The following is a 23,903-nucleotide window of genomic DNA, read 5'->3' on the forward strand; positions in this document are numbered from 1 at the left end:
TCGTGATCACGGTGCCCTGCGAGCCCTCGAGCCCACGGGTCGAGACGGTCTCGTCGGTCGGCATGTTGATGAGCGTCCGCATCATCACGAGGGCCAGGCCGCCGACGACCAACCCGCTCGCGAGGCCGCCGAGCGCGCCGCCGCCGGCGCCGGCGCCGGTCGCGTACATGATGAGGGCGGCACCGAAGCCGAACGACGCGAGGAACGCACCGAGCACGGCCCGAGAAGATCCCCCCGCCGGCGTCGACGTCGAAGCCGCCGAGGAGACCCTCGAACACCTCGCCGAGGACCAGGGACAGCAGGAGGAGCGCGAGACCGACCCCGCCGATGATGAGGAAGGCGGTTATCGCTTGGCCCCCGACGATGAACTCGAGCATGCGCCCACCATAGTTGGGAGGCTGGCGTGGAGGAGCAGCGCCACCGCCCCTGGGGCTGCCACCGCGGCGGCGTGGATAGGGTCATGTCGTCACGGGCGAGGAGGCAGGCGTGGCTCAGCGCGTGGAAGAGACGCAGCTGCCCGGGGTCGGTATGCGCTACTCGTTCACCACGGCCAGCGGACAGCGGGTCTCGGTGCTGCACCACCGCACCGGCCACCGACAGATCTTCGTCAGCCACCCCGACGATCCGGATGCCGCAACCGAGGTGCTCGATGTGGAGGGTCCCGAGGCGCGTCTCCTCGCGGAGCTCCTCGGCGGATCGCAGGTGGTGGCTGACCTCGACCGTCTGCAGCACGTCGTGCCGGGGCTCGCCCTCGATTGGTTCGAGGTCGAACCCGGCAGCCCAGCGGCTGGTCGCAGCATCGAGCAGCTGGCCGTCCGCAAGACGACCGGCGTCACGATCGTCACCGTCCTCCGTGATGGCCAGTACATCCCCAGCCCTGGGGGGGAGCTGGTGCTCCAACCCGGCGACACCGCAGTCGTCGTTGGGCCGCCAGAGGCGATCCGTCGGGTGAACGACCTGCTGCGCGCCCCCTGACGTTGGCGATCGAGACGATCTTCCTCGAGCTCGGCGCGATCCTGATCGCGCTCGCCCTGGTTTCTCGTCTGGCCACGCGCGTCGGGCTGTCACCGATCCCCTTCTACCTGTTGGTGGGACTCGCGATCGGTGAAGGGGGGGTCTACTCCGCGATCACCGCGGAAGCCTTCATCCAGGTGGGCGCCGAGATCGGTGTGGTGCTCCTCCTGCTCATGCTCGGGCTCGAGTACTCGCCGGACGAGCTGATCAGTGGGATGCGGGCGTCCGCGCCGGTCGCCGCGGTCGATCTCGTGGCGAACTTCGTCCCGGGCTTCATCGCTGGTTCCATCTTGGGTTGGGGTCCCGTCGGGTCCGTTCTGCTAGGAGGTGTCACCTACATCTCCTCATCCGGGATCGTCGCGAAGGTGATCGACGACCTGGGGTGGCTCGGTAACCGGGAGAGCCCGATGGTGCTGTCGCTCCTGGTGGCCGAGGACCTCGTCATGGCGGCGTACCTGCCGATGGTCGGTGTACTGGTGGTGGGAGGCACCGTCGCGGGCATGGGTGCTTCGGTGGCCGTGGCGCTGCTGGCTGCTGCCGTGGTGCTCACTGCGGCATGGCGCTGGGGGGAAGCGATCAGTCGCCTGGTCCTGGCCCCGAGCAACGAGGCGCTCCTGCTTGGGGTCCTGGGCCTGACGTTGCTCGTCGCCGGCGCCGCCGAACGTCTGCACATCTCCGCCGCGGTCGGGGCTTTCCTGGTGGGGATCGCGTTCTCGGGACCGGCGCAGGAGGCAGCTCGGGGCCTGCTTCACCCGGTCCGGGACCTGTTCGCCGCCATCTTCTTCGTGTTCTTCGGGTTGTCCGTCGATCCGCGCAACATCCCCCCGGTGTTGGGTGTCGCGGCGGCGCTCGCGGTCGTCACCGCGGCGACCAAGACGGCGACGGCGTTGTGGGGCGCCGCCCGGATCGGGGTGGGTCCGGCCGGGCGCCGCCGAGCGGCGGCCGTGCTGGTCGCACGCGGGGAGTTCTCCATCGTGATCGCCGAACTCGGCGTCGCGTCGGGCCTCGACATCGGCATCGGTCCGGTCGCGGCTGCGTACGTGCTCCTGCTGGCGATCGCGGGCCCGCTCGCGGCGCGTGCGGTCGCCTGAGCGACGGCTGGCGGTCAGAGCTGGTGACGCGGGGCGGTCAGGGGTGGGCGTTCCGCCGAGGCCACAGCACCACGGCGGTGACAGCGACAAGAACCGCGGTCAGCACGAGGCGCCACTCGACAGCGATCACCGGACCCGGCGTGAACTCCGCCAACCCGACCATCACCGTCGCCACCACAACGGCAGCAGGCAGCCACACCCGCAACCAGCGGCGACGAACCGACATGCGCAGCAGGTAGGCGACCTCGTCGAGAACCAGGCGCCACAGCGGAACACTGCGCGCGGCCGACGGCGGTCGTCCCTGGTGACGGGCGAGAAAGCGCCGCAAGCCGACGAACACCCCCGCCCAGAACGGGTTCATAGGAAGAGGCTAGCGGTGGGAACGGCGCTGCGGCGGCCCGTTAGGGTCGGCGTTGAGCCGATCGGATGGAGTCACGAAATGGGACTGAACCTCGGGGACCTGTCACTGTCCAGCCCGGCGTTCGACAACGGCGGCGCGATCCCCCGACGGCACACCAGCGAAGGCGACGACGTCTCGCCCGCGGTGGAGTGGAGCAACGTCCCGGAAGGGACCAGCGAGTTCGTGCTCGTGTGCCACGACCCGGATGCGCCACTCGTCCGCGGCTTCACCCACTGGGTGGTGTACGGCATCCCCGCGTCCGGAACCGGGATCGGGGAGGGGGGCGGCGGCGAGTTCACGGAAGGCCAGAACGACTTCGGCAACACTGGCTACAACGGCCCCGCACCACCCGAGGGCCACGGTCCGCATCACTATTACTTCTGGGTGTACGCGCTCGACACCGGTCTGGACGCGAGCCCCGGCCTCACACGGGAGCAGCTGCTCGACTGCATCGAGGGGCATGTGATCGAGCAGGCACGGCTGGTCGGCACGTACGAACGTTGAGGGGAACACACGTGACCGAGCGGGTCGAACTGACCGACGACGAGTGGCGCGAGCGCTTGAGCGCTGAGCGCTATCAGGTGTTGCGCGCGAAGGGGACCGAACCGCCCTTCTCCGGCGAGTACCACGGCAGCAAGGCTGCGGGGACCTACCGCTGTGCGGCCTGCGGTCAGCCCCTGTTCGAGTCGGACGCCAAGTACGACTCCGGGACGGGATGGCCGAGCTTCTGGGAGCCGCTCGACGACGCTGCGGTCCGCCTCGAAGACGACCACAGCCACGGGATGACCCGCACGGAGGTTCTCTGTGCGGCGTGTGACTCGCACCTCGGCCACCTGTTCCCCGACGGCCCTCCACCCACGGGTCAGCGGTACTGCATCAACTCACTGGCGTTGGAGCTCGAAGCCCACGGCTGAGTCGGCGGCCATCCGTGTGCAGGGTCGTGCCCGCGACGGGAACACGATGTGACACGGTCGCTACGGTGCCGTGAGCCGACGAGGAGACGCACTATGCGCGTGGTGATCACCGGGGCGACGGGCAACGTCGGCACGAGCTTGATCGACGTCCTCGGCCACGAGGAGCAGGTCACGTCGATCGTCGGGCTGGCCCGACGACCGCCGGCATGGCAGCCGGCCAAGACGAGGTGGGCCCGCGCCGACGTGGCGAAGGACGATCTCACCACCCACTTCGACGCCGCCGATGTGGTCGTTCACCTCTCGTGGATCTTCCAGCCCACGCACGACCCGCTGGCGACGTGGCGGACCAACGTCCTGGGCAGCATCCGGGTCTTCGAGGCGGTGGCCGAAGCGGCGGTCCCCGCGCTGGTCTACGCATCCTCGGTCGGCGCCTACTCGCCGGGCCCACAGCACGACCGCGTGGACGAGTCCTGGCCGACCCACGCCCTGCCGACCGCCGCCTACGGGCGCGAGAAGTCGTACGTCGAACGGGTGCTGGACACCTTCGAACGCGACCAACCGGGGACCCGTGTGGTCCGCCTCCGCCCCGGGTTCATCTTCAAGCGCGAGTCGGCGTCCGAGCAGCGCCGCCTGTTCGCGGGACCGCTCCTCCCCAACCGCCTCGCCCGCCCCGACCTGATCCCGATCGTCCCTGATCTGCCCGGCCTGCGCCTCCAGGCACTGCACACCGCCGACGCTGCAGAGGCCTACCGTCTCGCGATCGTCCGCGACGTTCGTGGCCCCTTCAACATCGCCGCCGAACCCGTGCTCGACCCCCGGGCGCTCGCAGAACTGTTCGACGCTCGTCCGGTCAAGATGCCCGTCGGCGCACTCAGGGCGGCGATGGCTGCGGCGTGGCGCCTGCACCTGATCCCGGCCAGTCCGATGCTGTTCGACCTCGCGCTCAGCCTCCCGGTGATGGACACCACCCGTGCCCGGACGGAGCTGGGCTGGGAGCCGTCTCGCACGTCCCAGGAAGCCATCCGCGAGATGATGGAGGGTCTGCGCGAAGGCGCCGGGATGGACACACCGCCGCTGCATCCCAAGTCGGGCGGGAAGCTGCGGCAACGCGAGGTCGCCACCGGGGTCGGCGAGCGCGCCCGCGCCCGACCCGACATCGGCCAGTGAGGCCGGCGACCCGGCGGACCGACGGTGGCGCCGATCAGGTGGAGGCGGGAGCCTCCTGCGTCGCTGCCTCCGCCTGCTGGCGTTGCGGGTAGGTGATACGCGGGTGGTACACGCCGCAGAGCGTCTCGAGGAACGACGCCCTGACCGCAGCGACGTCCTGGAACGTCAGCGGGCTCTCGTCGAGCTGACCGTCCTCGATGCGGTCGGCGAATAGGCTGTCCACCAGCTCGGACAACTGCTCGCGCGACAAGTTGCGGTCGTTCTGGGCGGCTGCGCGGCTGGCAGCTTCGCAGCAGTCGGCGAGCATCAGCACCGCGGTCTCTTTGGTGGTCGGTTTGCGACCCTTGTAGCGGTACACCTCCTCGTCGACCTGCTGCCCCGGCGCGGCGTCCCGTACGGCCTTGAGGTAGAAGTACGTGACGACCGTCGTCCCGTGGTGCGTCGCGATGCCGTGCACCACCTCTGGCGGGAGTCGGTAGGACCGGGCCATCTTGATCCCGTCGGTGACGTGCTCCTGGATGATCGTGGCCGAGATATCCGGTTCCAGACCGTCGTGCGGGTTGGAGATCCCGAACTGGTTCTCGATGAAGAAGTACGGTCTGCGCACCTTGCCGATGTCGTGGTACAGCGCCATGACTGAGCCGAGAAGCGGATCGGCGTTCACAGCCCGGCAACCGCGCTCGACCAGCGTCGCGACGACGATCGAGTGGTTGTACGACCCGAGTGCCTTCTGTTCCAGCTCCCGCAGCAGCGGATGGTTGCGGTCGGCGAGATCGATCAGGCCGGTGGCGGTCACCAGACCGAACGCCGACTCGATGAAGGGCAGGCCGCCAACCACCAGGATCCCGCCGGTCACGCCGTGGATCGCTCCCGCCAGAGCGGGACGGATCAAGCTGTCGGCGCCCTCGAAGGTGACCGCGAACGTCAGCGCCAGGACGATGTAGCCGGCTGTCGCGAACAGAGCCGCTCGGCGCAGGTCGCCGCGGACCGACAGGCGTGTGACCAGCGGGACGCTCAGCAGCGTCGCGGCCGCCGCGTACGCCACCACGCCGGTCGTCCCCGGGGCGACGTAGGCGGTGAGCAAGGTCACCGGCACGGCGAGCATCACCCCGACCGGGGCGCCCAGCAAGATGGTGGCGAGCATCCCCAGCGCCCCGGACGGAACCGCGTACAGCCACACCTCGGTGCGCTCGATCGCCAGTGTCGCCCCGGCGAGGATCGCGGCGTAGCCGAACGTGAGCGTCGCAAGCAACAGCAGCTTCCGGTTCGAGCGCCACACCGAGCGTCGGTGGGTGCGCAGGTACAGCGCCGACACGGCAGCAGCGATGGCGGTGACGGCGAGCGCGCGTAGGACCTCCCAGCGTGGATCGGACCCAGCCAGCCCGACCCGCTCCAGGGCGGCCAGCTGCACCGGGGTGACCTCCTCCCCGGCGGAGACGATCACCGACCCGGTGGGGAAGGTCCGCATCGCCTCGTCGACGTTGGCGGCCGCGCGCCGCCGCGCCTCATCGGTGGCCTCGTGGTCGACCACGACAGTCGGGCGCATCGCGCTCCGGATCAGCGGCTCCACGACCGCATCGGTGAGCTTCGCAGGGACGTCGCGCACGGTCGCCTCGACGCGCAGCTGCTCATCGAGGACATCGTCGACCTGCCCCGCCCGGACCGATTGGCGGGTCAGTTGCTGCACGATGCTGATCGTCTCGCTCCGTAGCGACTCGAAGGTCGGCGCGTCGATGGTGACCAGCATGCGCAGCCCGGTGTCATCCAGCATCGGGAGCCGATCGCGGAGGGCGTCGACCCGCTCTTCGGTCGAGGGCGGCTCCGCGCCTTCGGCGGTGGGTGCCTGCCGGATCTCTTGCACCACGTCGAACTGGTTGCGGATGTCCTCCACCGTGGCGATGCGCGCCTGGTCGTCGCGCTGCAAGATCGGATCGACCGCCTCGGCCGCCTGGCGACGTGCGCGCTCTGTCGCGTCCTCGTCGACGATGCGGATGAGGTTGGGAGCCACGACCGTCCGCGGCGACGCCTCCCCGGCCCGGATCGGGGATTCGTCCAGGAACGCAGGGAGGCTGAGCGCCGCAGGGATGCCGATCAGCACCACCGCAGCGATGAGGAGGCGGTACGCCCGGTACCGCCTGACGAGCCGCTCCACCGTTCGGAGGCCTTCCGACGACGGACGCAAACGACCGTACGCCCGCGGAGGGCGCGAGACCAGCGGCCGACCGGACCGAAGACGTTACTGTACGGCGCCTACCGGGGCGGGGCCAGGACACGCCACGCCGCCGGGCGGATGCGGTACCGCCGCTGGCGGAGGGGGCGTGACAGCTCTCCGTCGGCGTTGTACCGCACGGGATCACCCGAGATGCGCACGTCGTGCCCGCGGACGTGCTCGACGTCGTCTCGGGCCAGGTGCCGCCCGCGCTGAAGGGCCGCCCCGAACGCCGCCCGCGCGGCCGGGCCGACCGCGGCGACGACCACGACATCGAGTCGTCCGTCGTCGGGTTCCGCGGGGGCGCAAAGCGGGGTTCCGCCACCGATGCAACCGGCGTTGGCGATCCCCACCATCAGCAGCGGGCGGGCGACCTGTGACACCGGCGCCCCGTCGACCTCGACCTGGAGCGTCCATCCCGTCTCGCGAACGCCAGCGACCAGCGCCCCGACCGGGTACGCCAGTGGGCCGAGATCGTCCTTCAACGGGACGGAGCGCTGCGACGCCTCGGCCCCCAGCCCCGCATGGACGGCGTTCACGGCCAGCTGGCCGTCGTCGGCCTCGAGCAGGTCGACGCTGAGGGGCTCACAGGCCAACACGGCGCGTGCGGCCGCGACCGGCTCCTGGGGGATGCGGAGTGAACGCGCGAAGTCGTTCCCGGTCCCCGCAGGCACGATCCCGATCGTGGTCGAGGCCAGGATCCCTGCAGCCGCGAGGCGGTTGACCGCAACGTGCAGGGTCCCATCGCCACCGACCACGACCAGGGTTCGACCATCGAGCGCGGCGATCGCCTCGTCGACCTGCGCCGGGTCGGTGGTGGTGAGCACCTGGGTGGGGGAGGCTCCGTCGAGGACACGACGGGCTGCCTCGCTCCGTTCCCGTGCCGCGCGGCCGGCATGGGCGTTGACGACCAGGACGTAGCCAGGACCGCGCATCCTTCTCCCGCTCGCGGTCGGCCGAGCATACGGCGCCCCGTCGTGACGCTCGGCGCGCCTCCGAGGGCGAACGTGCCCGGCCGCAGGGCCGTTGGGCAACCGACGGCGGGAGCGTGGACGGCGGTCGGCCGCGAGCCGGCGGGCGAGCGACCCGTGCTAGCTTGCCGCCTTCCGAGCGTGCCCCAGCACTCGTCGCGGAGGTCGCCATGCGAGAGTTCACTGGCCCCGGCGCTGCCACGATCGCGCCCGACACCAACCTGACTGAGACCCTGTGGGAGCGCGAACGTGTCCAACCGCACCGGGCGGCCCTCGCGCACCGCGTGGGGGGGCAGTTCGTCGACGTCAGCGTCCGGCAGTTCGCCGAACGGGTCCGTCGCCTCGCGGCCGGCCTGATCGGTCTGGGGATCGAGCCGGGGCAGCGCGTGGCGGTCATGTCGCGAACGCGGATCGAGTGGACGCTGCTGGACTACGCGATCTGGAGTGCGGGGGCCGTCACCGTCCCGATCTACGAGACGTCGGCCGCTGATCAGATGGAGTGGATCCTCGCCGACAGCGAGGCGGTGGCGGCCATCTTCGAGAACGTGGAGTTGCGCTCCCGCTACGACGAGGCCGCAAGCCGGTTGCCCGCCTGCAAGCACGCGTTCGTGATCGACGATGGCGGGCTCGATGAGCTGTCCGCGCACGGCGCAGAGGTCGACGACGAGCAGGTCCTGGGGCGGGCCCGGACCGTCACCGCCGAGGATCTCGCCACGATCGTGTACACATCGGGGACCACGGGGCGGCCGAAGGGCTGCGTGCTGACCCACGGCAACCTCGTCTGGGACCTCACCCAGGTCGGGGTCGGCGCCCCCGAGCTGTTCAGAGACGGCCGCTCCACGCTGCTGTTCCTCCCGCTGGCGCACATCTTCGGGCGGATCATCCAGTGCGTCTGCGTCGCGGAACGGGTCAAGATCGGGTACGCCACCGACCCCACCAAGCTCACCGAGGAACTGCCGCTGTTCCAACCGACGTTCCTGCTGTCGGTGCCACGTGTCTTCGAGAAGATCTACAACGGCGCGCAGGCCAAGGCGTACGCCGACGGCAAGGGCCGGATCTTCGATGTGGCCTCCCGCGTCGCGATCGACCACTCGCGTGGCACCCAGGTCGGCCGAGTGCCCTTCAAGACCCGGGCGCTGCACACCGTGTTCGACAAGCTGGTGTACAGCAAGCTGCGGTCGGCCGTCGGAGGGCGCGTGGAGTACTCGGTCTCCGGCGGTGCGGCGCTCGGCGAGCGGCTCGGGCACTTCTTCAACGGGGCAGGGATCACGGTCCTGGAGGGCTACGGCCTCACGGAGACGTCGGCGGGCGCCACGCTGAACACGCCGTCGCATCTGCGCATCGGCACGGTTGGACGGCCGCTGCCCGGTTGCACCGTCCGCATCGCCGACGACGGCGAGATCCTGATCAAGGGCGGGAACGTCTTCTCCGGGTACTGGAACGACGACGAGGCGACCCGGGAAGCGATCGACGACGACGGTTTCCTGCACTCGGGCGACCTCGGTCAGCTCGACGCCGACGGTTTCCTGCGGATCACGGGACGCAAGAAGGAGATCATCGTCACCGCGGGCGGGAAGAACGTCGCCCCAGCCCTCCTCGAGGACCGGATCCGCGCGCACCGGCTGGTGTCGCAGGCGATGGTGGTGGGCGACGGTCGCCCGTTCATCGCTGCCCTGATCACGCTGGATCCCGAGGAGGTCGGCCGTTGGGCGGAGCAGCACTCCAAGCCGGGTCGGACACCGGCCGAGGTGGTCGACGACGCCGATCTGCGCGCCGAGGTCCAGACTGCGGTCGACCAGGCCAACCACGCGGTGTCGCGGGCGGAATCGATCCGCGCCTTCCGGATCCTCCCCGACGACTTCACCATCGAGGGTGGCGAACTGACGCCGACCCTGAAGGTGCGGCGAGAGGTCGTGACCGAACGGCACGCAGCCGCGATCGAGGAGCTGTACTCGGCGACCCGCTGAGAGCTCGTCCGCCCGCCGGGTACCACGATCAACCGAGTTCGCGCTGATGCCTCGGTGCTAGCCTCCTGTGGACGTGTTGACGTCCTGGAGGAGCCATGCGCGAGTACACGACGCCGGGAGAGGTTGCTCTCCCGGACGATGCAACGCTGCTGCACCCGCTGTGGTATCACGCCGACGAGAACCCCGATCGCCGTTTGCTGGCCTACCGTGACGGCAACCGGTTCGTCGACGTCACCGCCGCCGAGTTCGCTGCCACCGTGCAGCGGCTGGCGAGAGGCCTGATCGGGCTCGGTCTGGAGATCGATGACCGCGTGGCCATCATGTCCAAGACCCGGATCGAGTGGACCTACCTGCAGTACGCGGTGATGGCCGCCGGCGGCACGATCGTCCCGATATACGAGACCGACTCGGCCGACCAGATCGAGTGGATCCTGAACGACAGTGGCGCACGCACCGCGGTGTTCGGTACACCCGACGACCGCCGGGAGTGGGAGCAGGTTTCGGCCACGGCTCCGCTCGACCACGTCTTCGTGATCGAGGAGGCGGGCCTGGACCAGATCGAGGAGCACGGCACGGACGTCGACGCCGAGGAGCTCGACCGGCGGGCGGAGCGGATCGGTCCCGAGTCGATCGCCACGATCATCTACACGTCGGGCACGACCGGGAAACCGAAGGGCTGCGTCACGCTGCACCGCAACCTGCGCTGGGACGCCGTACAGGCCACGACCGCGCTCGAGGAGCTGTTCGGCCCCGACGACCGGACGCTGCTGTTCCTACCGCTGGCGCACTCTTTCGCTCAGCTGGTCCAGGCGGGCAGCGTGGAGGTCGGCGTGCAGATGGCCTACGCCACCGACCCGCAGCACCTCGCCGAGGAGCTGCCGATGTTCCAGCCGACGTTCCTGCTGGCGGTGCCCCGTATCTTCGAGAAGGTCTACAACGCGGCGGTGTCCCGGGCCAACGAGGAGGGCAAGGGCAAGATCTTCGAGAGGGCGGTGCAGGTCGCGATCGACTACTCGCGCCAGAGCCAGGACGGCGGCGTGAACCTCGCGACGCGGATCCAGCACACCGTTTTCGACCGGCTCGCGTACGGCAAGCTCCGGGAGCGGTTGGGCGGCAAGCTCCGCTACGCGATCTCCGGTGGTGCCGCGCTCGGTGAGCGACTCGGCCACTTCTACAACGGGATCGGACTCAAGATCCTCGAGGGCTACGGCCTCACGGAGACCACTGCAGGGGCGACGACGAACCGCCCGGACGCCCTCAAGATCGGGACGGTCGGGCAGCCGTTCCCCGGCTGCACCGTCCGGGTCGACGATGACGACGAGATCCTGATCAAGGGAGGCAACGTCTTCGCCGGGTACTGGAACAACGACGAGGCGACCCGAGAGGCCGTCACCGACGAAGGTTTCTTCCGTTCCGGCGACCTCGGTGAACTCGACGCCGACGGGTTCCTGCGGGTCACCGGCCGGAAGAAGGAACTGATCGTCACGGCGGGCGGGAAGAACGTCGCCCCAGCGGTCCTCGAGGATCGGCTTCGTTCACACCGGCTGGTCAGCCAGTCGATGGTGGTGGGCGACGGGCGGCCGTTCATCGCGGCGCTCATCACGATCGACCCCGAGGAGTTCCCCCGTTGGGCGGAGCAGCACGGCAAGACGGGGAAGACGGTGGCTGACCTCACCGACGACCCCGAGCTGCGCGCCGAGATCCAGGGTGCCGTCGACCACGCCAACAAGGCGGTGTCGCGAGCGGAGTCGATCCGTGAGTTCCGTATCCTCCCCGAGGACTTCACCATCGACGGTGGTGAGCTGACACCGACGCTGAAGGTCAAGCGCCGAGTCGTCGCCGACAAGTACGACCGTGTGATCGACGACATCTACCCAGAGGAGTAGAACTCAAGCTGGCGGGTCGTACACCGGCTCCCGCGTCTCCCACCACTTGCGGTCCTGCTCCCCGAGCGGCGTCGCCGGCGGGGCGTCCTCGACGTACTCGGCGCGGATCTCGCGCCAGTCGTTGCTCGCCCGCAGACGTCCCAGGACGCTGTTGATCCCGAAGTGGATGCGGTTGAGCAGCAGGTAGTCGGGCGGCAGGTTCAACGGGCGCAGCACCTTTAGGTACTTGCTCCGCGGGTCCGTCGTGGAGCGGATGACCTCGGTTGCGAACTCGGGGGTGAACGTGAACGGCTGTTCCGCCAGGACCGGCCGCATGTACAGCTGCCACCACTCGTACATCAGCTCGGCGTCGACCTCGACGCCGGGGGGGAGGAACCCCGCTTCGCGGAGTCGTTGCACGACCTCGTCGGGGTCACCTTGCTTGACCGTCTGGTTCATGCGCTGCATGTGTTGGAACCGCTCCCGGCTGAACATCTTCACCGACCCGTAGTCGAGGAAGGCGACGCGTCCGTCGTCCTCGTACAGGTAGTTACCTGGGTGCGGATCACCGTTGAAGAGCCGGAAGCGCTCGATGGTGCCGAAGGCGTAGCGGAAGATGATCTCACCGAGCCGTTGCCGCTCCTCGTCGGTGCCCCGCTCGGCGATGTCGTTGAACGTTCGACCGCGCACGCGTTCGCTCACCAGCACCCGTCCGCGGCACATGTCGGCCACGACCTCGGGGACGTGGACGAAGGGGTGGCCGTCGTAGCGGTTGGCGAACGCCCGCTGGTAGTTGGCCTCACGCTCGTAGTTCAGCTCGTCGCCGACCCGCTCGCGCAGCTCCTCCACGAGGGGCTCCACCTCCAGGTGGGGGGAGATGATCCGCGCCAGCGGTGAGAACGCCTCGGCGTTGCGCAGGTCAGCGCTGACCGCCTCGGCCACGCCCGGGTACTGGACCTTCACGACGACCTCGCGCCCGTCGTCGAGCCGGGCCGCGTGGACCTGCCCGATCGAGGCAGCGGCGATGGGCTCACGGTGCCACTCCGCGAAGATGGCGTTGGCCGACGCCCCGAACTCCTCAGCGACCACCTGCTCGATCAGTGCGGGATCCATCGGCGGGGCGCTGTCGCGCAGGCTGGCGAGCGCGTCGTGGTAGATCGACCGCACGTCGGGTGGGAGGTCGACGTCGACGAAGGACAGCAGCTGTCCGAGCTTCATCGCTGCGCCCTTCATCTCGCCCAGGACGTTGACGAGGATGTCCGCGGTGGCCCGGTGGAACTCCTCGGGATCAGCGTCCCCACCGGTCAGCTGGCGCGCCTTCGCTGCGGCCAGGCCGGCTGCGGACCGCACCCCGGTTCCCGCCAGGCGTGCGCCCCGACCGACCCGCCCCCCCAGTCCCTCACGTCGCGCCACGGTCGGCTGTTACTCGACGGGGTCAGCGAGCGGGTTGCCCTCCGTCCGGGCGTCTTCCAGGCGCTGGGCGAGCTCCGAGCGACGCTCCTCGGTCAGGCAGTCGCATCCGACATCATGATCCTTGTAATGACCGACGTTGGTGCGGTGGGTCGGGCAAGCGGCCACTTCGAGGCGGGTGATCAGCTGGGTGCGGGCCATGGGGGGCTCCTATGGGATGTCGGGTGCGAACCTACACCGCGAAACGGAAGCGGATGACGTCACCATCGGCGACCGGGTAGTCCTTGCCTTCGAGTCGCAGCCGTCCCGCATCCCGGACGGCCGACTCCGAGCCGTACGTCAGGTAATCGTGGTACGAGATCACCTCCGCACGGATGAACCCCCGCTCCATGTCGGAGTGGATCTCCCGGGCGGCGCGCTGGGCGCGGGTCGCGCGGCGGACGGTGACGGCGCGCGCTTCCTTGTCGTCTGCGGTGAAGAAGGTGACGAGGCCCAGTAGCCGGTAGGCGGCGTTGACCAGTCTCTCCAGGCCGCTGCGCTCCAGGCCGAGCGCGCCGAGGTACTCACGCTGCTCAGGCTCGGGCAGGTCGGTGAGCTCCGCCTCGACCTGCGCACACACGACCACCACGTCGGCCTCCTGATCCACCGCCAACTTCCGCAGCGGCTCGACCAGGGGTCCGCCGTCGGGCAGGTCGTCCTCGCCGACGTTCGCGGCGTAGACGACCGCTTTGGCGCTGAGCAGGAACAGGTCGCGGAGCAGGTCGGCGTGGACAGCGGCGCACTCGAAGCGGCGTGCCGGCTCTCCGGCCGCGAGGTGATCACGCAAGCGACCCAGGAACCCGGCCTCGTCGGCTGCTGAGGTGTCCCCGCTGCGCGCCACGCGCGTGATGCGCTCCAGACGCTTCTCGACCGTCTCGAGGTCCTTGAGGATGAGCTCTGTCTCGACGACGTCGACGTCACCGACGGGGTCGACCACGCCGGAAACGTGAACGACGTCGTCGTCGTCGAAGCAGCGCACGACGTGACAGATCGCGTCGACCTCGCGGATGTGCGCCAGGAACTGGTTGCCCAACCCCTCCCCGGTGCTGGCCCCGGCCACCAGCCCAGCGATGTCGACGAACTCGATCGTGGTCGGGACGGTTCGGGCCGAGCCGGCCAGCTCCGCGACGCGGTCGAGGCGTTCGTCGGGGACCGCGACGACCCCCACGTTGGCGTCGATCGTCGCGAACGGGTAGTTGGCCGCGAGCGCCCCCGCGCGGGACAGCGCGTTGAACAACGTCGACTTCCCGACGTTCGGCAGACCGACCAGCCCGACCTGCAGCCCCATGCACGCTCACTCCCGTTGCGATCAGACGTCGCTGGCAGCGTACGGGCAAGGTGATCCGGACCTAGCCGTCGCCGACCAGTGGGCCAGCGGGGGCCGTCTCCAGCAGGCCACGGAGCCGGTCAGACCGAGACGGGTGGCGCAGCTTGGTCAGGGTCTTGGATTCGATCTGGCGGATCCGCTCGCGGGTCACGCCGTACTCGGCACCGACCTCCTCGAGGGTGCGGCAGTTGCCGTCGAGCAGGCCGAACCGCATCAACACGACACCACGCTCCCGTTCGTTCAGGGTGGCCAACACGGTGTGCAGCAGGTCGCGGGTGAGGACGAACGCGGCCGAGATCTCCGGGTCGACGGCGTCCTCGTCGGCGACCAGGTGGCCCATGGTGGTGCCGCCGTCCTCGCCCACCGGCGTGTCCAGCGACAGCAGCTCCCGCGCGGCCGAGCGGATGTCGCGGAGCCGTTCGATCGACATGTCCATGGCGTCGGCGAGTTCCGCCTCGGTGGGGTCGCGTCCCAGCTGCTGAACGAGGTCCAGCTCGGCCCACCGCAGCTTCCCCAGGGCCTCGTGGACGTGGACGGGCAACCTCAACACCCGTGACTTGTCCGCCAGGCCTCGTGTGAGCGCCTGGCGGATCCACCAGGTGGCGTACGTCGAGAACTTGTAGCCCTTCGTGTGATCGAACTTCTCGACGGCCCGCATCAGACCGAGGTTGCCCTCCTGGATGAGGTCGAGGAGATCGAGGCCGCGGCCGCGGTACCGGCGCGCAACGGAGACGACCAGCCGGAGGTTGGCCCGGACCATGTGGTCCTGAGCAAGGCGCCCATCCCGGTCGACCTGGCGGAGCTGCGCGCGCTGACGAGGGGTGAGCGACGCCCCGTTGTTGAGGAACCGCCGGGCCGCCTGGCCGGCCTGGTCGCGCTTGGCCAGGTCGACCTCTTCCTCGGCGGTGAGCAGCGCCGTCCTGCCGATCGCGTTGAGGTAGTGACGAACGGGGTCGGTCGACGAGCTGATCACGTCAGCGACGGGGCGCTCGGTCTCGTCGGCCTGGTCATCGACGACCTCCAGCCCGAGGTCCTCCACGGCGCGCGCCGCCCGGGCGATCCAGTCCGCGTCGTCGTTGAGCGGGTCGTAGTGGTCGTGGAGCTCGGACAGCAGGACGTAGCCCCGGCCACGACCCCGCTCGAAGAGCTCACCGAGCTCGGGTTTGTGGGTGACCAGCTCCCGAGCCTCGCGCTGCTCCACCCGCTTGGCTCCTTGTGCGCTCGGAGCCGCGCCCGCATGCGGCTCCGGCCTCCGGCGAGCCGACCACGGTGTCAGGGCGGCTCGGCTGGTGGGAGGCGCAGACGCTACCAGCCGACGGACGCGACGTCCTGGCAGGCCGGCATCGTGCGGCGCCGGTCGCGCCCTCCGCTACGGTGCCGCCACATGGGGATCTCCGTGCCGGTCCGGGCCGCCTGACCGTGCGCCTGATCGTCGCCCGCTGTACCGCCCACTACGACGGCAGGCTGTCGTCCACCCTGTCCTCGGCGGTGCGGCTGGTCATGGTCAAGGCGGACGGGTGCGTCGCGATCCACGCCGACGTCGGGGCGTACAAGCCGCTCAACTGGATGAACGCCCCCAACACGATCGTCGACGAAGGCGACGTCTGGCGGGTGGTGAACCCGCGCGGCGAGACCCTGACGATCGAGTTCGAGGAGGTCCACGAGGATCTCACCGTCGAACTCGACACCGAGCGCGGACTCACCCTCGACGGCGTCGAGCGGCAGCTGCAGGAACTGCTCGCGACGCATCCCGACCGCATCGCGGAGGGCTCACGGCTGATCCGCCGTGAGTTCCCCACCGACCTGGGCCCGGTCGATCTGCTGCTGCGCGACGCGGACGGCCGCGCCGTGGCGGTCGAGGTCAAACGGGTCGGCGAGATCGCTGGCGTCGAACAGCTCACCCGTTACCTCGACCGGCTGCAACGCGATCCGCTCCTCGCGCCGGTGCGTGGGGTCCTCGCCGCGACCGAGGTCAAACCCCAGGCCCGGGTCCTCGCCGATGCGCGGGGGATCGCCTGGGTCGAGATCGACCTCGACGAGCTCCGTGGCCGCGACGACGGGACCCTAAGGCTCTTCGAGTGACGCCCACTCGCCGCTTGCGGATCGCGTTCTCGATCTACTTCGGCGTCCTGCTGGTGGGCGTGGTCGGCTACCAGCTGCTGGAGGGGATGAACCTCCTCGATGCGCTGTACATGACGGTGATCACGGTCACCACGGTCGGCTTCGGGGAGGTCGCGCCCCTCGACGGACCGGGCAAGGTCTTCACGGTCCTGCTGATCGTCGGTGGGGTGGCGAGCGCCACGTACGCCGCCGTGAGCGCCGCGGAGTTCGTGGTGGAGGGTCACTTGCGGCGGATCATCGAAAGGCGACGCATGGAGCGCCGGATCAACGCCATCGACGAACACGTGATCGTCTGCGGGTACGGGCGGGTTGGACGTCACCTGGTGGCCGAGCTGATGCGCGAGGGGATGCCGTTCGTGGTCGTCGACAACGACGAGGACAAGATCGCCGAGGTCGCCGGGACGGGTTTCTTGCACGTCGAAGGCGACGCCACCGCCGAGCACGTGCTGCTCGACGCCGGGTTGGAGCGTGCCCAGGCTGTCGTCGCCTGCGTCAACACCGACGCGGACAACGTCCTGATCGCGCTGACCGCGAAGGGCCTGCGGCCGGGATGCACGGTGGTGGGCCGGATCAAAGCCGACGAGAACGAAGCCAAGCTACGCCGCGCCGGCGCCGACCGGGTGATCGCGCCGTCGACCATCGGGGGCCGGCGCATCGCTCAGCTGCTCACCCGCCCCGTCGTGTCGGACTTCCTCGACGGGATCGGCGCCGGCGGCATCGAGTACACCCTCGAGGAGGTCCCGGTGAGGGCCGGCAGCCCGCTGGACAACCACACGCTCCGCCAGGCCGCGATCCGCGAGACGTACGGCTGCACGGTCCTGGCGGTCCTGCACGCCGAGGACGGCTCGATGGACACCCACCCGTCGGCCGAGTCGGTCCTCCACGACGGTGACGTGCTGGTCGTGATGGGAAGCCAGGAGGAGGTCGCCCGCATGCGTGATCGCTTCCGTCCTACCTGATGCGTGCCGGGCCGGCAGCCAGCAGCAGCGTCCCCGTCACAGGTCGGGGACCGTGAGGCCCAGCTCGCGGACCAGCTGCTGCGCGGAACGACGCAGTCCGACGACGAACGGGCCGAAGTCGGCGTAGCGGGCGGACGCCTCGTCGTAGCGCATGCGGTACACGATGTGCTTGAGGTCGGCGACGTCGTGGGCGAACAGGGTCACGCCCCATTCCCAGTCGTCCAGGCCGGTGGAGCCGGTCACCAGCTGCAGCACCCGACCGGCGTACGCCCGCCCGGACCGGCCGTGCTCGTGCATCAGACGCATCCGTTCCTCGAACGGCAGCAAGTACCAGTTGTCGGTGCCGACCCGCCGGTGCGACATCGGGTAGAAGCAGGCCACCTCCCAGCGCGGCATCTGCGGGTACAGCTTGTGCCGGTTGTACTCGGCCTGGCGTTCAGCGAATGCGGCGACGCGCCGGTCGAGGTCGTCGCCGGCGACGCCTTTGGCCGCGAGGTCGTCCCTGTACGACGCGGCGGTTGGGGTGTACTCCGACGTCTCGGTGAGGCTGACGTAGGACCACGGCAGCTCCAGCGCCGGGCCGAAATCACATGCGGTGATCGCCGTCTGCAGGCGGCGCAGGAGCGACAGGTCAGGCGACAGGGCGAAGACCATGGCGTCGGCCTTGTGGCCGAGCACCGAGAAAAGGTGGACCTGCGTCTCGGGGTCGTCGTCGAAGCGCTCGAGGACCCCGGCGAGATCCTTGACCGCTGTCTCGGGGAGGGTCGCCGCGACTGCCCGGTCGACGCGGAGGAACAGGTGCAGGACCCCCCAGCCCTCGGCGGGGCGGATCGGCTGTGGCTGGTCCATCGAGCACCTCCGAACGGCGGCGCCAGCCTACCGACGGTCAGCGCGCGTCGACCGCGGCCTGCAGCTCGTGTAGCACCCGTGAGGACACGGCGGCACGGCCGCCCAAGACCCACCCGTGGTCGATGTCGTGGGCGGTCAACCACTGCCACGTCCCGGGTGACGCGGACGCCGCCGCCGGGTCGGTGAGCAGCAGGCCAGCGCCCCGGCTGGCCGCGAACGGCCCGCCCGACAGGGCGTCGGGGAACGCCGCGCCCGAGGCGAGCACCGCGGCGGTCGTGGGTAGTCCCGTGGCGGCGACCGCCCACTCCACCAGTCGTGCGGAGGTCTCGTAGCGGTTCGCGCCGGCGACACGGGTCACGGTCATCCCCCGGGCCTGCAGCTGGGTGACGACCGCGTCGGACACCGCTCTGCCGCCCCCGGCCAGGACCACCTCACGGACGCCGAGCACGGCCAGCGCCTCGGCGGCGGCCGAGGCCAGCTGATCGGGCCAGGTCAGCAGGAGCGGTGCGGCGCTGCGGGCGGCGGGGACCGTTGCGCTCAACGCGTCCGGGAACGTCGCGGCCGACGCGAGGAACGCCCGCCCCGACGGGGCGCCGAGCTCGCGCGCGACGCTCGCAGCTGTTGCGGTCCGGTCGGCGCCGAACACGCGGCGCACCTCGGGGACGCTGCGACGCAGCTCAGCGATGACGCGATCGGACACGACCGCCGGTCCGCCCAGCACCAGGGCCCGCTGGGGTCGCAGGCGGCTGATCGCGCCGGCGGTCGACGGGTGGACCTGGTCGGTGTCGACCAGCAGCAGCGGCGCGCCGTGCGCGGTGGCCAGAGGACCGCCGGCGAGCGCGTCGGCGAAGCTGGCGGCGTTGGCGAGCACGACCGTCCCGGCCCCGCCGGGCCAGCCAGCGTCGGCGATCGCAGCGGCCGTGGAGAACCGGTCGGGACCGGCCAGGCGATCGACGTTGGGGGTCGGTGACCACACGACCAGCGACGACGCGACCGGACGCAGCTGACCGCAGGTCGACGGCGAGGAGCACGGCACGTTCACCGTCTGGTGGTCGGCGACCATCGTGGTCGAGCCGCCGCCGTCCATCATCACGGCGTCGACCGCACCCAGCGCCCGGACCAGCTCCGCGGTCTGCTGGGTGGTCAACCCGACGCTGTCGGGTTGGCGGCCGTCGACCGTCAGCAGGAGCATCTCGTTGCCCCCGGTGAACGCCACGACCGTGCGGGGGTGCAGAGCCTCGTTGTGGTGCTCGTGGGAGAAACCCTCCGCGTACCAGCTGGTGCTCGGGGTGATCGACCCGTCCTTGACGATCAGCGGACCGGCCGCGACCGCCTGCTGGGCACCGGCCCACTCGGTTCCCGCCGTGTAGACCTTCGCCTCGACGCGTTCACCGGCATGTGCCTGTAGCGTCGCGGCGTGGGTCCCGGTCGCAGCCACGACCGTCCCACCGGCTGGGATCGGCGCCCCGCCGGACGCGGACGGCGCGGGCATCACGACCTCGGCCTGGGTGAGGGCGCGCAGCTGCAGGTCGGGGAAGACGAACTCGATCGTGCCTGCAGGCGTCGTGGTCGACGGGCCGTAGGCGCGGTTGAACGCGACGACCTCGTTGGCGGTGGGCTGGCGGTTCACCGCGGTGATGTCGACCCGGGTGCCGTCGTAGAAGCGCAGGTAGCCCTCGAAGCTGGGCCGACCGACGTCGTACGGTCGCCGCCAGGTCTCGGCGGGATCGAACAGCGCGAACGCCCCCGGCCACGAGGCCCCGTTGAGGACGTTCTCCGACAGCACGATCCCGTCTCGGACCAGCAGGCCACAGGGCTCGCCGGGCGGGTCCGTCACGGGGCAGGCCGGGTTCGAGAAGCTGGCGTTCACGGCGCCGACCGCGTCCTCACCGAGGCGACGGGTGGTGTTCAACACCGTCTCGCGCCCGGGGATCACCCCCTGTCCCAGCTCGGGGACGACGCGCACCCGCGGGTGACCCGGCGCCAGGCGCAGCAGCTGCACGTTGCTGGGTCCTTGCCCGGTGTGGTGACGGTAGACCTCCCGCACCAGGCCGGGGACCACGTCGAGCCGCTGAACGAGGACCGGTGCGCTGCCAGCCTCGGCGGGAGTCGACGCCACCGGCGGGAGCGCCGCTAGCGCGGCGGCGGCCGTGGCGAGCGCGATCCAACGTCTGAGGCGGCTCTGGTGGATGGTCGACCCCCGGTCGAGGTCGCAGCATGCTACTGCGGTTCGGGGTCCGCCGGGTCCTCGTCGAGGTCCAACACCTTCTTGTCGAGGACCGTGCCGTCCTCCTTCAGCTCGTAGACCAGTGGCACCCCGGTCGGCAGTTCCAGACCGGGGACTTGGTCCTCGCTCAGCTGGTCGAGCTCCATCACGATCGAACGGTTGGAGTTGCCGTGCGCCACGACCAGCACGTCCTTGCCTTGGCGGATATCGCCGAGGATCGACCGTTCGTAGAACGGCAGGGTCCGTGCGGCGGTGTCCTTCAGCGCCTCACCGTTGGGCGGAGGCACGTCGTAGGAGCGCCGCCACAGGTGCACCTGTTCAGGGCCGTACCGGTCCCGCGTATCGTCCTTGTTCAGCCCCTGGAGATCGCCGTAGTGGCGCTCGTTCAGCGCCGGGTCACCGATGACCGGCAGATCGTCGTAACCGGCCACCTCCATGAGGATGCGGAGCGTTTCGGTGGCGCGCTTGAGGGCCGAGGTGTAGGCGACGCCGAAAGCCAGCCCCCGCTGTTGTATCACGAGCCCGCCCCGCCTGGCTTCCTCCTCACCGAGCGGGGTCAGCGGCACGTCCACCCAGCCGGTGAACCGGTTCTCGAGGTTCCACAGCGACTGGCCGTGGCGCACCAGCGCGAGCATCGGCATCTGGGCTCCCCGGGCGTGACCAGCTGGCGAGGCTACCGCAGGCGTCTGGCCGTCCTGCGGCCATCTGGCCGGCTCGGCAGGCCGGTCACTGGATGACCGCCCGCAGTTCGAAGTGCATCCCGTCGGGCGTCGACCAGTGCCCGCCCCACCCGAACCCCCAGCGCTGGAAGATCTCGACGATCCGCCCGTCCATGGTCGGTCTCGCGCCGTACTGGTTGGTCGCGACGTTGAAGTCGACGGCCAGTCCCCAGGCGTGCATCGACAGGGGTTTCTTGGGGTCGAAGAGGATGTGGCGGGGAACCCAGCACCCGCCGTACTGGCCGCGGTCGATCAGGTGAGCCAGGCCCCGAGCCTCGACCTCGCGCAGCGCGTTGATCAGCTGGGGCATCATCACGCGGTGGCACCGAGCCACGCCACCGAAGATCGGCAGGCGGGCGGTGACGATCCACTTGCGGACCCACGCCGAGTCGATCGTGATCATCCCGTCGCCGTGGTCCATGTAGCTGAACGACTCGAAATGCTTGGCTCCGACACCCACCAGCCGGGCTGTCTGCTCAGCCGGGGGCCGCACCGAGGAGACGTCGCCACCTCCGATCGCCTCCACCAGCTGCCGGCCCACCGCCGGCGCGGCCGTGTCATCGGACACGGCGATGACGAGGAGGTTGGCGGCGGCCGCGCCCAGCTGCGCGCCGACCTGCCACGACACCAGCGCGTCGGCCAGCGGAGGCGCCCCGTTGGACGCGAACGCGCCGACGCGCAGCACGAGCGTCTCGCCGGACGGTCCGTACACCGTGGCGTCGCCGCCGAGTGGGAGCTGCAGGTGGTGAGCGATGTCGTGCCGGACGACCAGCTCACCCTCGGTGAGGCGCTCCCAGACCCCTTTGGTCTGGGCCGTGGACGATGGGGTGAGCGGTCGGAAAGCCACCGGGTCGACCACCAGGATCTTCATCTCGTGCGCACTCCCCAGCGCCTGGATGGCGCCGTCGAGCTCGACCGCACCGGCCAGGTGGCGGATGCCGGGGACGTTCTGTGCGGTGACCAGCCCGTCGGGCTGGACGGGTTCGGCCGGGCGGACCAGCAGCTGGGGCTGGACCGGTTCGACGGTGTCCGCAACCGGTGGCTGGGGCGAGTGCGGCTCGGGGGCCGCGGCTGCCGTCCCCGGCTGCTGCGCGGCGGGGTCGGAGCCTCCGACCGGACCCGGGCTGGCGGCTGCCAACTCGGCGTGCGGGGGCGCAACCGCGGTGGTCTGGGCGGCGACCCGCTCCCCGGTGTCGGTCCCGAGGGGGGACACCAGCAGCGGCAGCACGAACACGAGGGCCGCCGCAGTCCGCCACCGGGGGCTGGGCACCAGCCGCAGCCCCGCGCGTCTCAGGCGCGTCCACACGGTCGACGCCCTCCGATCCGGCTCGCTCCGCCCCTGAGGCAACCTGGCGGGTAAGCGCTCCGACAGCCTACGTCAGCGCCGCGGTCGCCGTCTGCGTTTCCGTGCCGTCTCCGTGACGCACCGCTCTGCACGCTGCGCGCTGAGCGTCGGCCCGGCGGGTCGCGGGTCATGGTGCGGCGTGGACGGGGCTTGGGCGCACGGTGCCGTGGCGGATCGCGCCGTGCGTGAGCGTCGGCGTGGTCAGCGGCGACAGCCGGTGTGCGGTCAGCTCACTCGAGGGGAAGGTCAGGCGGAAGTCGCCGTCGGAGGTGGGATCAGCCACGAGAGCCTCGGCGACCATGGAGTCGTACTGCCAGGCGGCGAACTCCAGCGTGCTGGCGTTGAGAACGACCTCCTGCCCCCAGTCGCTGCACCAGCGGCGGACCCCGGGGATGCGCGAGGCGCGCGGGGTCCACGACTCCGCGGCGACACCGTTCGCGCTGGAGACCCACACGCCCCGGTCGGTATGCAAGGTCAGGGTCTGGCTCCCAGCCGTGTGACCGGGCGTGTACAGCAGCGCGACGCCGGGCCCGAGGTGGACGTCGCCGTCGACGAACAGCAGCGACTCCGGGGGGAGGTCCTCGTAGGCCCACGGCTGGTACCAGGGCACCTGCAGCGGGTGGAGGTGGCGGATCGTGTCCCACTCTCGCACCTGGGTGATCATGCGGGCGTTGGGCAGCCACCCCGCGAGCGGCTCGTCGGGCGCACCCAGGTCCGGGGACGGCAGCGTCGTGCCGAGCAGCCGACGCACGTCCTGACCGTGGAGGTGGTCGAAGGCGACGTAGTCGACATCAGCCGGGTCGATCCCGAGCACCCGCAGGTGACCGAGCACGGTGCCGTGTACCCGGGTCAGGAGCCGGTCAGGGACGACCGAGCGCTGTTTCAGGGCGGCGACGTACGGCGTGTGCTCGCCACGTTCGTGATCGGTGGGCTCCCACAGCAGCGTTCGGCGGCGCTGTCGGGGATCGGTCCACTGCACGACCAGCATCCGGTTCGTCATCCACACGAACGGGGCGGGGCTGATCGCGGCCCGCCACAGAGCGAACCGTGTGGGGTAGGCGAAGGTGATCAGATCGCAGGTGGTGACGGCGTCCGGGCGTCCGGTGGAGATGATCGCGTCGCGGACGTCGACGGCGGCCTCGCGGATGGCGGTGAGTTCCACGCCCGGCGGGACGCCGTGCAACGCCTGACCCGGCTCGTACCCGCGGGCGTCCATGAACGGTCGCAGCTCAGGGAACTCGTCGCTGGCGACCGCGTCGAGCACAGCTGGCCTCCTCACCGGCCGCGCGTCCGGCTGAGCTGCACAGCG

General features: G+C 70.3%; 22 protein-coding genes. 9 read left to right on the forward strand and 13 right to left on the reverse strand.

Going from position 1 to position 23,903, the window contains the following annotated elements; all coding sequences use genetic code 11:
• On the reverse strand, nucleotides 1–217 hold a 217-nt coding region (locus M3N57_04560), incomplete at its 3' end, for a hypothetical protein (protein ID MDP9021970.1).
• Between the two features lie 269 nt (nucleotides 218–486).
• Here M3N57_04560 and M3N57_04565 point away from each other — a divergent pair.
• Both M3N57_04565 and M3N57_04570 read left to right on the forward strand, forming a co-directional pair.
• Complete coding sequence (locus tag M3N57_04565; protein ID MDP9021971.1) at nucleotides 487–975, forward strand: cation:proton antiporter regulatory subunit; 489 nt, start codon at nucleotides 487–489, stop codon at nucleotides 973–975.
• A gap of 2 nt (nucleotides 976–977) precedes the next feature.
• Nucleotides 978–2,105 (forward strand): cation:proton antiporter, encoded by a 1,128-nt coding sequence (locus M3N57_04570; protein MDP9021972.1) that lies wholly within the window; start codon nucleotides 978–980, stop codon nucleotides 2,103–2,105.
• Between the two features lie 37 nt (nucleotides 2,106–2,142).
• Here M3N57_04570 and M3N57_04575 read toward each other — a convergent pair whose 3' ends face one another.
• Entirely contained in the window at nucleotides 2,143–2,466 is a 324-nt protein-coding gene (locus M3N57_04575) for a hypothetical protein (protein ID MDP9021973.1), read from the reverse strand.
• A 78-nt stretch (nucleotides 2,467–2,544) separates the two neighbouring features.
• On the opposite strand from M3N57_04575, the gene M3N57_04580 reads away from it, so the two are divergent.
• From M3N57_04580 to M3N57_04590, 3 genes are all read left to right on the forward strand, one after another.
• Entirely contained in the window at nucleotides 2,545–3,009 is a 465-nt protein-coding gene (locus tag M3N57_04580) for a YbhB/YbcL family Raf kinase inhibitor-like protein (protein ID MDP9021974.1), read from the forward strand.
• A gap of 11 nt (nucleotides 3,010–3,020) precedes the next feature.
• On the forward strand, nucleotides 3,021–3,419 hold the full coding sequence (msrB, locus tag M3N57_04585) for a peptide-methionine (R)-S-oxide reductase MsrB (GenBank protein ID MDP9021975.1): 399 nt from the start codon (nucleotides 3,021–3,023) through the stop codon (nucleotides 3,417–3,419).
• 93 nt (nucleotides 3,420–3,512) lie between these two features.
• Complete coding sequence (locus M3N57_04590) at nucleotides 3,513–4,586, forward strand: NAD-dependent epimerase/dehydratase family protein (GenBank protein MDP9021976.1); 1,074 nt, start codon at nucleotides 3,513–3,515, stop codon at nucleotides 4,584–4,586.
• Nucleotides 4,587–4,620: 34 nt separating this feature from the next.
• Here M3N57_04590 and M3N57_04595 read toward each other — a convergent pair whose 3' ends face one another.
• Nucleotides 4,621–6,738 carry an HDIG domain-containing protein gene (locus M3N57_04595; GenBank protein MDP9021977.1) on the reverse strand — a complete coding sequence of 706 codons (2,118 nt, stop codon included), beginning with the start codon at nucleotides 6,736–6,738 and terminating at the stop codon, nucleotides 4,621–4,623.
• A 98-nt stretch (nucleotides 6,739–6,836) separates the two neighbouring features.
• On the reverse strand, nucleotides 6,837–7,730 hold the full coding sequence (locus M3N57_04600) for a hypothetical protein (protein MDP9021978.1): 894 nt from the start codon (nucleotides 7,728–7,730) through the stop codon (nucleotides 6,837–6,839).
• 206 nt (nucleotides 7,731–7,936) lie between these two features.
• On the opposite strand from M3N57_04600, the gene M3N57_04605 reads away from it, so the two are divergent.
• Both M3N57_04605 and M3N57_04610 read left to right on the forward strand, forming a co-directional pair.
• Nucleotides 7,937–9,733 carry an AMP-dependent synthetase/ligase gene (locus tag M3N57_04605; GenBank protein ID MDP9021979.1) on the forward strand — a complete coding sequence of 599 codons (1,797 nt, stop codon included), beginning with the start codon at nucleotides 7,937–7,939 and terminating at the stop codon, nucleotides 9,731–9,733.
• A gap of 95 nt (nucleotides 9,734–9,828) precedes the next feature.
• Nucleotides 9,829–11,619 carry a long-chain fatty acid--CoA ligase gene (locus tag M3N57_04610; protein MDP9021980.1) on the forward strand — a complete coding sequence of 597 codons (1,791 nt, stop codon included), beginning with the start codon at nucleotides 9,829–9,831 and terminating at the stop codon, nucleotides 11,617–11,619.
• Nucleotides 11,620–11,622: 3 nt separating this feature from the next.
• On the opposite strand, the gene M3N57_04615 is transcribed toward M3N57_04610, so the two are convergent.
• From M3N57_04615 to M3N57_04630, 4 genes are all read right to left on the reverse strand, one after another.
• A complete protein-coding gene (locus tag M3N57_04615; protein ID MDP9021981.1) occupies nucleotides 11,623–13,011 on the reverse strand; it encodes an AarF/ABC1/UbiB kinase family protein in 1,389 nt (462 codons plus the stop codon).
• 9 nt (nucleotides 13,012–13,020) lie between these two features.
• Nucleotides 13,021–13,209: a hypothetical protein gene (locus M3N57_04620; GenBank protein ID MDP9021982.1), complete on the reverse strand. Its 189-nt coding sequence runs from the start codon at nucleotides 13,207–13,209 to the stop codon at nucleotides 13,021–13,023.
• Between the two features lie 31 nt (nucleotides 13,210–13,240).
• Nucleotides 13,241–14,335 carry a redox-regulated ATPase YchF gene (gene ychF, locus M3N57_04625; protein ID MDP9021983.1) on the reverse strand — a complete coding sequence of 365 codons (1,095 nt, stop codon included), beginning with the start codon at nucleotides 14,333–14,335 and terminating at the stop codon, nucleotides 13,241–13,243.
• A 61-nt stretch (nucleotides 14,336–14,396) separates the two neighbouring features.
• Nucleotides 14,397–15,575 carry an RNA polymerase sigma factor gene (locus tag M3N57_04630; protein MDP9021984.1) on the reverse strand — a complete coding sequence of 393 codons (1,179 nt, stop codon included), beginning with the start codon at nucleotides 15,573–15,575 and terminating at the stop codon, nucleotides 14,397–14,399.
• A gap of 218 nt (nucleotides 15,576–15,793) precedes the next feature.
• Here M3N57_04630 and nucS point away from each other — a divergent pair, with 218 nt between their 5' ends.
• Nucleotides 15,794–16,456, forward strand: coding sequence for an endonuclease NucS (gene nucS, locus M3N57_04635; GenBank protein ID MDP9021985.1), 663 nt, complete (start codon nucleotides 15,794–15,796; stop codon nucleotides 16,454–16,456).
• Nucleotides 16,453–17,454 carry a potassium channel protein gene (locus tag M3N57_04640; GenBank protein MDP9021986.1) on the forward strand — a complete coding sequence of 334 codons (1,002 nt, stop codon included), beginning with the start codon at nucleotides 16,453–16,455 and terminating at the stop codon, nucleotides 17,452–17,454. The genes nucS and M3N57_04640 overlap by 4 nt, the downstream gene beginning before the upstream one ends.
• Nucleotides 17,455–17,490: 36 nt before the next feature.
• Here M3N57_04640 and M3N57_04645 read toward each other — a convergent pair whose 3' ends face one another.
• The 5 genes from M3N57_04645 to M3N57_04665 form a co-directional block, all read right to left on the reverse strand.
• Nucleotides 17,491–18,303, reverse strand: a complete 813-nt coding sequence (locus tag M3N57_04645; GenBank protein MDP9021987.1) for a heme-dependent peroxidase — start codon at nucleotides 18,301–18,303, stop codon at nucleotides 17,491–17,493.
• Between the two features lie 37 nt (nucleotides 18,304–18,340).
• A complete protein-coding gene (locus tag M3N57_04650; GenBank protein MDP9021988.1) occupies nucleotides 18,341–20,422 on the reverse strand; it encodes a cell wall-binding repeat-containing protein in 2,082 nt (693 codons plus the stop codon).
• Between the two features lie 101 nt (nucleotides 20,423–20,523).
• On the reverse strand, nucleotides 20,524–21,171 hold the full coding sequence (locus M3N57_04655) for a 2,3-bisphosphoglycerate-dependent phosphoglycerate mutase (protein MDP9021989.1): 648 nt from the start codon (nucleotides 21,169–21,171) through the stop codon (nucleotides 20,524–20,526).
• A gap of 85 nt (nucleotides 21,172–21,256) precedes the next feature.
• Nucleotides 21,257–22,519, reverse strand: a complete 1,263-nt coding sequence (locus tag M3N57_04660; GenBank protein ID MDP9021990.1) for a M15 family metallopeptidase — start codon at nucleotides 22,517–22,519, stop codon at nucleotides 21,257–21,259.
• A 202-nt stretch (nucleotides 22,520–22,721) separates the two neighbouring features.
• Nucleotides 22,722–23,858, reverse strand: a complete 1,137-nt coding sequence (locus M3N57_04665; GenBank protein MDP9021991.1) for a hypothetical protein — start codon at nucleotides 23,856–23,858, stop codon at nucleotides 22,722–22,724.
• Nucleotides 23,859–23,903: the final 45 nt, after the last annotated feature.

Source organism: Actinomycetota bacterium (genome assembly GCA_030776725.1).
In the GTDB taxonomy this organism is placed as follows: Bacteria; Actinomycetota; Nitriliruptoria; order Nitriliruptorales; family JAHWKO01; genus JAHWKW01.